The 12,577-nt window shown below is 39.1% G+C and carries 15 protein-coding genes; 10 read left to right on the forward strand and 5 right to left on the reverse strand.

From position 1 onward, the window contains the following. Nucleotides 1-12: 12 nt before the first annotated feature. The 6 genes from deoD (at nucleotide 13) to ACH784_RS17915 (ending at nucleotide 3,618) form a co-directional block, all read left to right on the forward strand. The gene (gene deoD, locus ACH784_RS17890) at nucleotides 13-714 is read left to right on the forward strand and encodes a purine-nucleoside phosphorylase (protein WP_404396101.1); all 702 of its coding nucleotides are present in this window, start codon (nucleotides 13-15) and stop codon (nucleotides 712-714) included. 238 nt (nucleotides 715-952) lie between these two features. Further along, on the forward strand, nucleotides 953-1,693 hold the full coding sequence (locus tag ACH784_RS17895) for a ferredoxin--NADP reductase (protein ID WP_404396104.1): 741 nt from the start codon (nucleotides 953-955) through the stop codon (nucleotides 1,691-1,693). Between the two features lie 63 nt (nucleotides 1,694-1,756). Next, complete coding sequence (locus tag ACH784_RS17900; protein WP_404396106.1) at nucleotides 1,757-2,215, forward strand: nuclear transport factor 2 family protein; 459 nt, start codon at nucleotides 1,757-1,759, stop codon at nucleotides 2,213-2,215. A gap of 5 nt (nucleotides 2,216-2,220) precedes the next feature. Continuing rightward, the gene (locus tag ACH784_RS17905) at nucleotides 2,221-2,535 is read left to right on the forward strand and encodes a hypothetical protein (RefSeq protein ID WP_404396108.1); all 315 of its coding nucleotides are present in this window, start codon (nucleotides 2,221-2,223) and stop codon (nucleotides 2,533-2,535) included. A 52-nt stretch (nucleotides 2,536-2,587) separates the two neighbouring features. Beyond that, nucleotides 2,588-3,307 (forward strand): substrate-binding periplasmic protein, encoded by a 720-nt coding sequence (locus tag ACH784_RS17910; RefSeq protein WP_404396111.1) that lies wholly within the window; start codon nucleotides 2,588-2,590, stop codon nucleotides 3,305-3,307. Between the two features lie 53 nt (nucleotides 3,308-3,360). Beyond that, a complete protein-coding gene (locus ACH784_RS17915) occupies nucleotides 3,361-3,618 on the forward strand; it encodes a DUF2999 family protein (protein ID WP_404396114.1) in 258 nt (85 codons plus the stop codon). Between the two features lie 31 nt (nucleotides 3,619-3,649). Here the strand turns inward: ACH784_RS17915 and ACH784_RS17920 are convergent, their stop codons facing one another. The 3 genes from ACH784_RS17920 to ACH784_RS17930 all read right to left on the reverse strand — a co-directional run bounded on the left by ACH784_RS17920 (nucleotide 3,650) and on the right by ACH784_RS17930 (nucleotide 6,544). Then, nucleotides 3,650-4,036: a hypothetical protein gene (locus ACH784_RS17920; protein ID WP_404396116.1), complete on the reverse strand. Its 387-nt coding sequence runs from the start codon at nucleotides 4,034-4,036 to the stop codon at nucleotides 3,650-3,652. Between the two features lie 186 nt (nucleotides 4,037-4,222). Continuing rightward, nucleotides 4,223-5,764: a methyl-accepting chemotaxis protein gene (locus tag ACH784_RS17925; RefSeq protein ID WP_404396119.1), complete on the reverse strand. Its 1,542-nt coding sequence runs from the start codon at nucleotides 5,762-5,764 to the stop codon at nucleotides 4,223-4,225. A 186-nt stretch (nucleotides 5,765-5,950) separates the two neighbouring features. Next, nucleotides 5,951-6,544, reverse strand: coding sequence for a GNAT family N-acetyltransferase (locus tag ACH784_RS17930; RefSeq protein ID WP_404396121.1), 594 nt, complete (start codon nucleotides 6,542-6,544; stop codon nucleotides 5,951-5,953). Between the two features lie 164 nt (nucleotides 6,545-6,708). On the opposite strand from ACH784_RS17930, the gene ACH784_RS17935 reads away from it, so the two are divergent. Continuing rightward, entirely contained in the window at nucleotides 6,709-7,584 is an 876-nt protein-coding gene (locus ACH784_RS17935) for a hypothetical protein (protein ID WP_404396124.1), read from the forward strand. 72 nt (nucleotides 7,585-7,656) lie between these two features. Continuing rightward, nucleotides 7,657-9,126, forward strand: a complete 1,470-nt coding sequence (locus ACH784_RS17940; protein ID WP_404396127.1) for a PLP-dependent aminotransferase family protein — start codon at nucleotides 7,657-7,659, stop codon at nucleotides 9,124-9,126. 15 nt (nucleotides 9,127-9,141) lie between these two features. Here the strand turns inward: ACH784_RS17940 and ACH784_RS17945 are convergent, their stop codons facing one another. Then, nucleotides 9,142-9,606 (reverse strand): SRPBCC family protein, encoded by a 465-nt coding sequence (locus tag ACH784_RS17945; RefSeq protein WP_404396130.1) that lies wholly within the window; start codon nucleotides 9,604-9,606, stop codon nucleotides 9,142-9,144. Between the two features lie 76 nt (nucleotides 9,607-9,682). After that, nucleotides 9,683-10,168 (reverse strand): SixA phosphatase family protein, encoded by a 486-nt coding sequence (locus tag ACH784_RS17950; RefSeq protein ID WP_404396132.1) that lies wholly within the window; start codon nucleotides 10,166-10,168, stop codon nucleotides 9,683-9,685. Between the two features lie 358 nt (nucleotides 10,169-10,526). On the opposite strand from ACH784_RS17950, the gene ACH784_RS17955 reads away from it, so the two are divergent. Next, nucleotides 10,527-11,783, forward strand: a complete 1,257-nt coding sequence (locus ACH784_RS17955; RefSeq protein WP_404396135.1) for an efflux RND transporter periplasmic adaptor subunit — start codon at nucleotides 10,527-10,529, stop codon at nucleotides 11,781-11,783. An 89-nt stretch (nucleotides 11,784-11,872) separates the two neighbouring features. Continuing rightward, complete coding sequence (locus ACH784_RS17960) at nucleotides 11,873-12,577, forward strand: ABC transporter ATP-binding protein (RefSeq protein ID WP_058032267.1); 705 nt, start codon at nucleotides 11,873-11,875, stop codon at nucleotides 12,575-12,577.

Genomic DNA, 12,577 nt, shown 5'->3' on the forward strand with positions numbered 1-12,577 from the left:
AAGGAAAAGAGAATGAGTACTCCTCATATCAATGCGAACAATGGTGATTTTGCTGAAACGGTATTAATGCCCGGTGACCCTTTACGCGCTAAATATATAGCAGAAAATTTTCTTGAAGACGCTCGTCAAGTAACTGGTGTTCGTAACATGTATGGTTTTACTGGCACTTATAATGGTAAACCAGTAAGCATAATGGGGTCTGGTATGGGCATTCCTTCAATGTCTATTTATGCACGTGAACTAATTGTTAGTTATGGCGTAAAAAATCTGATCCGCATTGGTACTTGTGGCGGTATTAGTCAAGACATCAAAATCCGTGATGTTATTTTCGCACAAGGTGCAAGTACAGATTCAAATGTAAACCGTGCACGTGTACGTGGTTATGACTTCGCAGCAATTGCTGATTTTGGTTTACTTGAAAACGGTGTTAACGCAGCACGTAAACTAGGTATTGAAGCGAAAGTTGGTAATGTATTCACGACAGATACTTTCTACCAAGCTGATGGTTCTTTCTATGAAGAACTAGACAAGTTAGGTGTATTAGCTGTTGATATGGAAACGGCAGGCATGTACGGCGTTGCAGCAGAGTACGGTGCTAAAGCAATGGCATTATTCACAGTAAGTGACCATGTTATTACTGGTGAAGCAACACCAGCAGAAGAAAGACAAAGTACATTTAACGAAATGGTGAAGATTGCTTTAGAGTCAATCTAACGATTTTGTAAAACAGTTTTAAGTTGTTATTTGCTCGTTGGGTTTTGAGCAAAAAGTTCCTTGGTAACGTAATCGCTGATTTTTGGAGACACGCCCAAATTGAAGCGAATCACACCCCAAAAGGCCACGCTGTATAGTGTGGCTTTTTTTTGTCTAAAATTTATGAGCCGTTGAGATTTTTGACATATCGTTGCTTTCTGCCACAGTTATAGTGTGTTTAATCTAAAAGAGCTTTTATATGTCTCAATGGGTTAGTGGAAAAATCACTGAGGTAAATTGGTGGACACCGTCACTGTTTAGTATCAAAGTCGCTGCAGATGTTGCGCCCTTTCAAGCTGGGCAGTTTACTAAATTAGCGATGACGATCGGTGATAAACGTATTGCTCGAGCTTACTCCTATGTTAATGCGCCAAATGATCCCGTGCTTGAGTTCTATCTGACTGAAGTTGAGGGAGGCAAACTGACATCAGGACTCGCTGAACTTGAAGTTGGGGCGAGTATTGATGTTGAAGCGAAAGCTAATGGCTTTTTAACTATTGAAGAATCTCCGCAAAGAGATGTACTTTGGATGATTTCGTCGGGTACCGGTATCGGACCTTTTTTATCTATTTTAGCCGATGGCAAGGTGTGGGATAAATATCAAAAAGTGATTCTGATCCATAGTGCTAGATATAATAACGATCTTACTTATCAAGATTTTATTCAAGCCCATGAGAAGCTGTTTAAACAATTTACTTATTTACCTTTAGTGACCAGAGAAGAACCTGAGCATGGCTTGCAAGGGCGTATTACAGAGTTAATTAAACAGAATGCTGTTGCGCGCTATTTTAATTTGCAAGCTTTACCTGAAAACTCCCATTTTATGATTTGTGGAAACCCCGACATGGTAAAAGAAACTTCTCAATTGTTACAATCGCTTGGATATAAAAGACACAGACGTTCTGAACCTGGTCATATATCAGTCGAACAATATTGGTAAGCTATGAATAAAGGATGGGATTTGTTAAGGTTGCCAGCGATATTGTGTTTTATTTAGGTACTTATGAGAATTTTAAGTTTTATAGCTGCTTTAATCGTTACGTTTAGCATAAAAGCAAACCCAGCTTTTGAAGAACAATCAACTGCTTTAAATAACGCGAAGACAGAGCAAGAGTTAGCGGCAGAAAAAGTAATCGATCAGTTAATTGTTGCCTATAATCAACAAGACATTAAATCATTCTTGGCTTTATATACAGATGATGTAGAGTTCTATATGTATCCGCAAAAATTAATGTTTACGGGTAAAGAAGATTTAATTAAGCGCTATGGTTTGATGTTTAAGAAAATGAAATGTCTTAGATCAAAATCACTTAAGCGTATTACCCATGGCAGCATCGTGATAGATCATGAAAGCTCTGAAATTTGCAGTAAAGCTGCTGATGTGGTCGACAAGCGATCTGAGTTTGTAACAAGCTACCAAATTGAAAAGGGCAAAATCAAAAAGGTAGTGTTTTTTAGGTAATTAAAATGAACAAAGACATGAGGATCCAATTACTATATCGTGTTGAGCCAGGGTGCTTGGGTCCTGATGGTATTGATTATATTGAAGAGTTTTGCCAGTTTGCTGCGAAAAAAATCCCACCTCCTAGCTACGCACTTTTTGCTTTTGTGCCTAGGTACGATAAGTTGCTGGACGAAAAAGAATATTCTTTAATGAATCGCAAGCTGTCACAAAGCCAAATCGAAAGTTATTTCCTTAAAATTGAAAAACCTTTAGAAGAATTCGAATCGCAAGTTGATGAATTGATAGCTTTTGCCGTTGATGCTTTTTTTGACCGTTAAAAAGTATTTTTCGTGTTAAGATAATTCGTCCAATATATGCCTTGGGAATTCAATGAGACTATTATTTTGTTTGATACTACTCTTAAGTTTTAAGGTATTTGCCGCGAATAAACTGCAGGTTGTCACTGAAGAGTGGTTGCCCTACAACTATACTAATTCTGAAGGTCAATTAGTTGGTCGTTCTACGGCTAAAGTGCGTGCTGTGCTTACTGATGCAGGCGTCGATTACACCCTCAATAGTTATCCTTGGTTACGTTCAATGCATTTAGCAAAGACACAAGCCAATACTATGATTTATTCTATTTATCGTACACCAGAGCGCGAAAACTTGTTCCAATGGGTTTGTCCCCTTATGGCTCCTGTTAAAGAGTATTTATTTACTTTAAGAACAAGAAATGACATTCAAATAGATTCTTTAGAAGATGCAAAACACTATTTGATTTCCATTGTTAGAGGCAGTGTGAGTGAAGGGTATTTGACAAATGCGGGCTTTAAACCGGGTGAAAATTTAGATTTAACCTCAGATCCAAGCTCGAGTCCGCGTAAACTTATTGCTGGTAGAGTCGATTTTATTCTACAAACTGAATATACGGCTTCAGAAAGAATGAAAGAACTAGGTTACGACTATTCAATGTTGAGAAAAGTCATTGAGGTGAAAGAAATAGATAACCGCAGAGCCTGCCTGGCCTTCAGTTTAAAAACTGATAAAGAGCTTGTTCAAAAAGTACAACAGGCACTAGATAAATATAATAAAAAGCATGGTGAGAGTTGAAAAACAGTACTTAGCCCAAATTTAAAAGTATAAATTTAATTAGAGTCAAAATAATGAATCCAATCATCGCAATATTAAAAGAGCACAACATAGCTGACGAGCAAATTAAAAGCCTATTTGAAACATTAACTGAAAACCCGTTGATGGCTATGGCAGTGGTTCAGCAATTAGGAATTCCACAAGACAAATTACAGCAATTAATGGGTTTAGTGATGCAAAACCCAGGTTTAATTAAAGAGGCTGTAGAAGAGTTAGGTCTTGATTTTGCAAAAGTAGAAGCTGCAAAAGAAAAATTGTCTAACCAGCAGTAATAGTTTGAAAGCGGGACTCGTCCCGCTTAAATTAAATTTTTACCTTATACAAATTCAGTGCATCTTCTTTATCTTTAAACATATCTTGGCATGACACGTAATGAGAAACTTGCTCGATACCAATTAATCCACAAACCCAGATACTAAAGAGCACAACAACGATACCGCCAACCACAAATAGACCTGATGACAGGTTAGTCACAGAGGCTGCAATACATATAGAAATGACGACGAGCAGCGCAAATAATGATTCAGTTTTAACAAGCTGAGCGACCTTATTCGTTAGCCAACTGTGCCAAAGGTGTGGTTCGTGGTTACACAGGTGAGTAATGTCCTCAACGTAGGCAATTCCTTTTACTTTATCTTCAATGTTTCTGAAGGTTTTGTAGTTTTGACTAGTTATTAAATAGTACAGCATGGTATTGACCTCGCGTGAGTTGGTACAAGTCATTACGCTGAAAACAGTTAAGCGATCGCTCTGAGGAGGTTTTAAATAAAGTATTTGGTCAACATTAAGATTTAGCGTTTTATGATTTGCAAACAATGTAGTACAAAAATCACTCAATTTATGGGCGTTGCGTGATATAAGCCACGCAACTTGATGTTAGCAAAATTGCTGGATGAGTTTGGTTTGCTGCTCGATTTGACTTAACAATTCTTGGCTTAAGTTATGAGAATGCTGACCATGTTGCCCACCTAAGTCGGCCAGTTCACTTACGCTCTCAACATTTAAGTTAATTTGCTTTATTACGATAGATTGTTGCTCAATGGCTGCTGCAACAGAGCGATTAAGATCGGCAAGTTCTGAAACATGCGATTGAATAGTTGATAAACTCTCGCCATTTTGACTGGCAAGTGTAACGCTGGTATTCGAAAGTAAATTACCTTGGTCCATTGAGCTTACAGCACTTTGCGAGACTTCATTGAGCTCTTGAACCAGTTGGGTGATTTCTTCTGTTGAGGCTTGTGTTTTTTGGGCCAGAGCTCGAACTTCGTCAGCAACAACGGAGAACCCTCTACCATGATCTCCAGCTCTTGCTGCTTCTATCGCAGCATTTAGCGCGAGTAAATTAGTTTGGTCGGCAATTGAATTTATCACGTTTAAAATACCATGTATTTTCTCATTACCAGCGACTAAGCGCGACACCGCTTGGTTAACCTCAGCTAAATGCTCATCTAAATGATGTATGGCATCAATAACTTTATCTACCGATGATTTACCATCTTGAGTGTGTTGTTCTGAAGCCATTGCAGCGCGTGAGGCTCGTTCTACATTCGTATTTAACTCTTCAATGGTGACTGTAAATTCTTGCATGCACTGCACCATTTGTTGTACTTCGTTATTTTGCTTCTTTAAAAGCTCTGAAACTTGTTGACCACTTTGGGTATTCTTTTGTGCATTGAGGTTCACTCTAAGTGATTCATCGTTTACTCGGCCAACTACAGCTCTTACCTTTGCTTGTTGCATTTTTATTGCTAAAGAAAGGGAGCCTACAGCATCGTTATGTCCAGAGTAAAGGAATGACATAAGTGGATTGTCGTAAGACGCTTTTGCTTCTTTAAGCGTGTATAAATAGCGTTTACGCCACCTAAGTTGCATGAAAGCTGTGACAAATAACAAAGATGTCAGAGCGAAAAAGCTTAATGATGGGGCTAAGGTTAAAGTAATTAAAGCAAGCAGAAAAGCAGCTAGCAGCCCATAAGTTACCCACTTGGTACTATCATAGTATCGGTTTGCAACTTGCCCGGCTTGTATTTTTTGATATGCACATTCAGCTCGCTTTTTGACATTGTCGTCTAGGTAAGTCCTCACTGACTGGTATTCAACAATTTTGCCTTGCTCATTTTTTATTGGCGTAACAAAAGCATTAACCCAATAAAATCGACCATCTTTGCTTCTGTTTTTAACGGGACCCATCCATGAATGACCACTTTGAATTGTTTCCCATAGATTACTAAAAGCAGCTTTAGGCATATCACTGTGGCGCACTAGGTTGTGTGGCTTGCCGTACATTTCTTCAGTACTAAAACCAGATACATCGCAAAAAGCATCATTTGCATAGGTAATGCGGCTACTTTGATCTGTGGTAGATAATAAAAAGGTTTCTTTTTTTAAATGTATTTCTTGGGTTCGACTTATATTCATGGGGCATTCTGTCCATTTATGCAAGAAGGGCAATATAGTCAAATAAGGTTGTTTTATAAACAAGATAAGTACGAAAAATCAGACATTTTCAAGTCTATTTGATGAAGATCAGAAGGTGTTTTTATGCGTTATAAAAACACCCTGATTATTGTGTTAAATCAATTAAATGGGTTTGTTTTTGTGCTGCTAGGCTAACTCTGTCTGCTGTGCCTTTTGTAATAAATTGTCTCGCACAGTCGGCCACAAATCGTCAGTAATACTAAAAATAGCGGTATTGCGGTAAGAGCCATCGACGAGCTTACGTTGTTTATAAGCTAAACCTTCAAAACGTGCACCTAATCGGGCAATAGCATTACGTGAGATGAGATTATTTTCATGCGTACAAAATGTCACTCTTACTAATTTTAATTGTTCGAATGCGTAATTCAGTAATAGATATTTTGAATGGGTATTTATATGCGTTTTTTGGGCTGATTTTGCAATAAATGTGTGACCGATCTCTACGCTCATATTTTGCTCATCTAGTCGGAAAAGGCGGGTTGTCCCAACTACATTATTTGTCTGCTTACAAATAATTGCCATGACCAGTTGGTTCTTGCTATCAAATTGAGCGGTTTGTTCAAACCAAGTTGTGAGGGTGGCACTGTCTTTACAATAATTATTAAATACCCAGCGCCAAATATCAGGATGACTTCCGGCTTCAAGCAAGCCTGTTAAATGATCTTGTGTCAATGGAGTGAGCTTCACTTTATCGGTTTCTAAAGTTATTAAATTAAACATGGTTTGCCTCTAAATTAATTTTTAAGTTACTTTAGAGCTATCTGGCTTAATCAAATACAACCAGTTTTATAAAAACTGCTAGACCAGTTATGGTGCTTTTTATTATTGAGTAAAGTCCTGAATTAAGATTTAATGACAATGCGATGAAAAAGTTAAGGAATAATATGAACCGCTTGTTTTTAATTCTCTTTTGCCTTTTGTTCTACCCCCATAGCAAAGCCGAAATTGATAGTAGTAGTATCACTATTGCTATACAAGACGATATTAAAGCGCAATATTATCAGTTTGTTGATAATCGTCAGATCTTAGAAATTGATGACTACAGCGGCTTAGCCGCTTCAAGAGATGTTGTAGAGCACGCTTTACTAGTGAAGGCTATCCGTTTAGGTGGTTTTGATTTACCCATTAACTATATTCAAGTAGACCATCAACCTCGTAGGATCAAGCTTATGGAGCAAGGCTTGATCCATCTAAGTGCCACGCCACTTTGGCTGAATGAAATAAAACAGTTTGAGCACAAACTACACATAAGTAATGCCATTCTTGAAAAAGGCCGGGCCGAGGCTGGTCTCTATACACATAGTAAGAACAATGCAGTGTTATCTGTTGATGGTCCCGCAGACTTAATAAAGCTTGTCGCAGTGTCGAATCAAAACTGGCAACATGACTGGGAAATACTTAAACAATTAAATTTTAATGGGGTATATCACACCGGTAAATATACAACCATGTTAGATATGCTTTTTAAAAAACGTGCAGATGTAATGTTGGGCCCTTTTAATAACAGTGAAGATTTGAGCTTTCAGCATAATGGCGAAACTTATCTGCCGATAAATAACTTGAAAGTAATAATGCCCGACAGTCGGCATTTCGCGGTTTCTCGATATACAGCTCAGAGTCAACCTCTGATAGAGGCCCTACAAAAGGGCTTAAAAATCTTGAAAAAGAAGGGGGAAATAGAAAAAGCCTATCGTCAATCAGGGTATATAAATGACAAGGTTGCGGGCTGGCAAATCATTAATTTATCATCAAAAATGTAAATTCACCTCAGTGACCGATATGACTTATACCTCGACTAACGCCGTGAAAGCGATTTAAGAAATTAGCCCGCAATGAAACCACTAGATATTGATTTTAACGATACCCAAGCGAAATATTCGCAGATTATTAATGCATATCGCGAAGCTATAAAAACGGGTGTATTACTACCTGATACAAGGTTACCTTCAGCCAGAGCATTGGCTGATTTTTACGAAGTTAATCGTCATACTGTGATGATGTCTTTACAAAGTTTGGTGGCGGAAGGCTGGCTTAGATCCGAGCAAAGAAAAGCCTATGTTGTGAGTTCAGAGCTGCCTATAGATTCTAGCGCTCAGTACAAAAAAGATCTGCCTTTAAAAGCATTTTCTTATGCGTTCGCAAAACCAGATTATGATTTTAATGAAGTAGATTTATCGGTTTTCACCCATGTGTTTGCTGGCGGAATGCCTGATTTAGCTGCATTTCCTAAGCAGGCATTTAAACAGTCATTGAATATGTCTGCAAGGCAATTCAATGCCCATGATATGCATTATTCTGACAGTGCAGGCTTACCAGCGCTAAAGGGTCAAATCATCTCTTATCTAGGTCAAGCAAGAGCTTTAAATATAAACGACTTACTTATATGCAATGGTTCCCAAGAAGCCTTGTTTTTAGTTGCTAAAGCGTTTATCAATCTGGGGGATTTTGTTGCTATTGAAACCTTAGGCTATCCACCGGCAAGAATGGCTTTTGAAAGCTGCGGTGCGGCATTAGTAGACATTAAACAAGATGAGCAAGGGCTTTGTGTTGATGATTTAGAAGCGCAGTTTAAGTTAAGAAAAATCAAACTATTATATTTAACACCTCTACATCAATACCCTACAACAGTGACTTTACCCGTTGCTAGGCGATTAAAAATTTATCAGTTGTGCTATCAATATGGAGTGCTGATCGTCGAAGATGATTACGATCATGAATTCCACTATCAATGCCAGCCTTTACAACCTATGGCTGCAGATGATCCCGCAGGCATTGTGATTTATATATCGACTTTTTCAAAGATAATGTGTGCAGGTGCCAGAGTGGGTTATATGCATGCGGCTAAACCCGTCTTGTCGCGTTTAAAAGCCTTAAAGAAACTCATCAATCATAAAAATGATGCTTTTATGCAACTTGCGGTCGCACATTGGATGGAAACAGGTGAGTTTGAACGTCATTTAAAACGTATGACGAAGTCATATAAAGCACGCTGGAACGCAATGGCTGACACTTTTACAACACTGCAAAAGCAAGGGTTATCTCTTTCATTTACCAAACCAGATGGTGGAATGGCATTTTGGCTAAACTGTCATCAAGATGTGGTCACCCTTAAGTCTAAAGCGAGAGCAAAGGGGATTTATTTTCAGTCAGAAGAAGAGTTTTACCATGCAAATTCAGTTCGCTCTTTAAAACCAAATGATGGCGAGATAAGTCATATTCGCCTAGGATTTGCTGCGCAATCAATTGAGCAAGCACAAGCCGGACTATATGAAATTTTTGCAGAGCAGTTATCTTTGATTTAGTTAGCCTGAGTTCCTTTAGTGGTTAATATTATGAACAGTCATTACTGCATTTTTTATATCTTCTAAATCTGCCTGAATGGTTTTTCTGAGCTGTTGAACCATAAAACGAGACATGATGGCACTCATGAATTTTGCAAAAAGAGTATGTGGCTCACCTTTAAAACTCATAATAAGTTCACATTGTTCTTTGTGTTCGGTTATGCGCATTTCGGAGTAATAATCGCATCCGTGACTTTGCGCTTTTGTTTTATAAAACACATTCGTTTCAGACTCTGTGATCCACATTATCTCGCTGGCATCTTTACCAAACATGGTTCTGGTTTCTTGCCATTTTAACCCTTTAAGCCCCTCTTTAGGTTGCTCAATAATCACTAGGCTTTTTATGGCAGAAATATGTTGGTGGGCATGGCGTATATCGCTGATGATTCGCCATATTTGCTCTTTTGTTGCCGGAATGACTATGGATTCTTGAACCTTCATGGTGTTCTATGCTTTATGGTTTTTATAAAGCATAGATATAGATTGCCGATTTTTCACTAATCTTTATCGGTGGGGGCTAATTGTTTTTTGTAGATACGTTATGACGAATGAGTGTATAACGGCCATTATGTAAACGTAATTCATACAATTTGTCGTATTCATCTTCTTCAATGTTAACTCGATGCTCAGACAGCAGCTTTACAAGTTGAGGCGTTGTATTGCTGTGACCAACTACCACGGCTACACCATTTAATAACTTTAACTCACCAGCAAATTGTACTAATTCTCTCGGGTTATAACTTTGTACCTTGAGTGAAGTTGCCCTTGCCAGTGGCGCGATAGTTTGTTGAGTTCGATTGTAATCAGTACTGAAGAGCTGTGTTGGTTTGGCTGATTTTAGTTGTTTGGCAATGTTGTTGGCTCTGAGCTTACCTTTATCCGTTAATGATGGGTTACTGCCGCTGGCTTTTTCACTGTGGCGTAGCAAAAAAATTTGCTCAGGTTGTGCCAATAGTTGGCTAGAAAATAGTAGCGCAATAATCGCTAATAAACTGAACTTCATTTTTATACCCCTTAATCTCAGTTTAGATACCGTTGACACTGACTTACATTAACAGTCTATTTTTTCATTTCAATGACTTAAGCATTTTTTAATTACACAAGTTGCTTAGGTAAAAAGTGTCCGATGCGGACACTTTTATCGTCCGCGGACAAGCGTTCAATACTCAATAAATCCATAACCACCTGAAAAATATAAGCTTTGAAGTTTGGCACACTCTTGGTATCTATTTAGACATTATAGGCTCAGGAGCTAGACAATGATTTTAACGACCGCTTTTTTTGTATCACCCCTTTTGATGTTGTTGATGTCATTACTTATCAGCTGCACTGAGCAATTTTTGAATCAATAAGGAATGAGTATGATCAGAGATACCAGTGGCCAAGATCAAATGGTCCAACATAAGCCAAAAAGACTAAAACCTCTGCTGCTGATTGCTGGTGTACTGTCGCTAATCACCTGGGCAGGTTACGCCATGATGAATACCAATAATGTCAGTCAATCTGTTGAAAAAGCTCAGCTACAAATCGCAACCGTTATTAAAGGTGACCTAGTCAGAGATGTAGCGACAACAGGTAAAATAGTTGCTGCTAATGCGCCAAAAGCTTACAGCCCAGAGCAAGGCTTTGTCACGCTGCAAGTAAAAGCGGGAGATAGTGTAGAAAAGGGGCAAGTGATCGCTGAGGTTGAAAGCCCAGAGCTGAACAACAGTTTAAAGCAACAAGAATCAGAGCTTGCCAGACTGCAAGGCGAACTTGCCAGAAGCGAGTTAGAAGCAAGACGTCAAACATTGGCTCTAAATAAAACCTTAGACATGGCGCAAGTTGAACTGAGTGCTGCAGAACGTGAAAACCGCCGAGCAAAACTGTCAATTGAGAAAAGCCTGATCAGTCAAATTGATTTAGAAAAAGCCGTCGATGATTTAGCCAAAGCTAAGCTGACCTTTAAACATGCGCAGCAAGAGGTTGAGCTCGCCAAAGATACCTTGGCGTTTGAGTTACAATCATCGCAAAGCCAAGTTGCTAGACAGCAACTGGTGGTTGATGAACTTCAAAGAAAAGTCAGCAACTTAAATGTAAAAGCCAGTGTATCGGGCATTGTTGGTAACTTGCTGGTGCAACCTAGAGCCATGGTGACTAAAAACCAAGCCTTACTCACTTTAGTCGATTTGTCCGCTTTTGAGGCAGAATTGCAAGTGCCAGAGAGCTATGCCAATGATTTAGGGATCGGCATGCAAGTAGAGCTGAAAATGGGTACTGAGCTAGTTAAAGGTACGTTGTCAGCCATTTCGCCAGAGGTGAATAACCGTGAAGTAACCACGCGTGTGCGCTTTAACCAAAGTGATATTAGCAATATTCGTCAAAATCAGCGTTTATCAGGGCGTATCTTATTAGAAAACCGCAGCGATGTATTAATGGTAAAGCGTGGAGCATTTATGAATGCGGGTGGCTACGTGGCTTACAAGCTTAATGGCGAACGTGCAGAACGCATCGAAATCAACACCGGTGTCACCAGTATTAACCATGTAGAAGTGTTAAGTGGACTTGCACAAGGCGATGAAATCATCATTTCAAATTACGACACATTTAAAAATGCCGATGCCGTATTGTTGAGATAAGTACTTCTTAGATAAGTATCGTTGAAATAACAACAAGCACATTTAGGCATCATCAACAGAATATAGACCGAATTAAAAAGGAAAGAACAATGTTAAAAATGAATAATATCAGCAAGATGTATCAAACAGAGATGGTACAAACTCATGCATTACGTGATTTTAATTTAAACGTTGAAGAAGGCGAGTTTATTGCGGTAACAGGCCCGTCGGGCTCAGGTAAAACGACCTTTTTGAATATTGCAGGCATGTTAGAGCCATTTACAGGCGGCGAATATTTATTAGACGGCATTGATGTTGGCAAATTGAATGACAATCAACGTGCAGATTTACGTAACCAAAAAATTGGTTTTATCTTCCAAGGCTTTAACCTCATACCAGACTTAAACCTGTACGAAAACGTCGAAGTGCCTTTACGTTATCGTGGGATCAAAGCGGCTGAACGCAAACGCCGAATTGAGCAGTGTTTGGAGCAAGTGGGGCTGGCAAGCCGTGCTAAACATTTACCTCAGCAACTATCTGGTGGTCAGCAACAGCGAGTTGCCATCGCTCGAGCGCTGGCTGGTGAACCACGCTTTTTATTGGCCGATGAACCAACAGGTAATCTTGATAGCTTAATGGCACGCCAAGTCATGGAGTTGCTTGAACAAATTAATCGTGATGGCGCCACCATTATCATGGTAACGCACGACGCGGAGCTTGCTCGTCGAGCACCACGCAATATTCAGGTAGTAGACGGCCAACTTGCTGATTTTACGTTATATCAGGGTAATCCAAATATGGCAGTAGGAGCTTAA

The sequence above is a fragment of the Pseudoalteromonas phenolica genome (assembly GCF_044788725.1).
Taxonomy (GTDB): Bacteria; Pseudomonadota; Gammaproteobacteria; order Enterobacterales; family Alteromonadaceae; genus Pseudoalteromonas; species Pseudoalteromonas phenolica_C.

Excerpts from the sequence above, each read along its gene's own strand:
- deoD (WP_404396101.1), top strand. The coding sequence starts at position 13 with ATGAGTACTCCTCATATCAATGCGAACAATGGTGATTTTGCTGAAACG.
- ACH784_RS17960 (WP_058032267.1), top strand. The coding sequence starts at position 11,873 with ATGTTAAAAATGAATAATATCAGCAAGATGTATCAAACAGAGATGGTA.
- ACH784_RS17930 (WP_404396121.1), bottom strand. The coding sequence starts at position 6,544 with ATGTTTAATTTAATAACTTTAGAAACCGATAAAGTGAAGCTCACTCCA.
- ACH784_RS17945 (WP_404396130.1), bottom strand. The coding sequence starts at position 9,606 with ATGAAGGTTCAAGAATCCATAGTCATTCCGGCAACAAAAGAGCAAATA.
- ACH784_RS17925 (WP_404396119.1), bottom strand. The coding sequence starts at position 5,764 with ATGAATATAAGTCGAACCCAAGAAATACATTTAAAAAAAGAAACCTTT.
- ACH784_RS17915 (WP_404396114.1), top strand. The coding sequence starts at position 3,361 with ATGAATCCAATCATCGCAATATTAAAAGAGCACAACATAGCTGACGAG.
- ACH784_RS17940 (WP_404396127.1), top strand. The coding sequence starts at position 7,657 with ATGAAACCACTAGATATTGATTTTAACGATACCCAAGCGAAATATTCG.
- ACH784_RS17935 (WP_404396124.1), top strand. The coding sequence starts at position 6,709 with ATGAACCGCTTGTTTTTAATTCTCTTTTGCCTTTTGTTCTACCCCCAT.
- ACH784_RS17955 (WP_404396135.1), top strand. The coding sequence starts at position 10,527 with ATGATCAGAGATACCAGTGGCCAAGATCAAATGGTCCAACATAAGCCA.
- ACH784_RS17910 (WP_404396111.1), top strand. The coding sequence starts at position 2,588 with ATGAGACTATTATTTTGTTTGATACTACTCTTAAGTTTTAAGGTATTT.
- ACH784_RS17900 (WP_404396106.1), top strand. The coding sequence starts at position 1,757 with ATGAGAATTTTAAGTTTTATAGCTGCTTTAATCGTTACGTTTAGCATA.
- ACH784_RS17905 (WP_404396108.1), top strand. The coding sequence starts at position 2,221 with ATGAACAAAGACATGAGGATCCAATTACTATATCGTGTTGAGCCAGGG.
- ACH784_RS17920 (WP_404396116.1), bottom strand. The coding sequence starts at position 4,036 with ATGCTGTACTATTTAATAACTAGTCAAAACTACAAAACCTTCAGAAAC.
- ACH784_RS17950 (WP_404396132.1), bottom strand. The coding sequence starts at position 10,168 with ATGAAGTTCAGTTTATTAGCGATTATTGCGCTACTATTTTCTAGCCAA.
- ACH784_RS17895 (WP_404396104.1), top strand. The coding sequence starts at position 953 with ATGTCTCAATGGGTTAGTGGAAAAATCACTGAGGTAAATTGGTGGACA.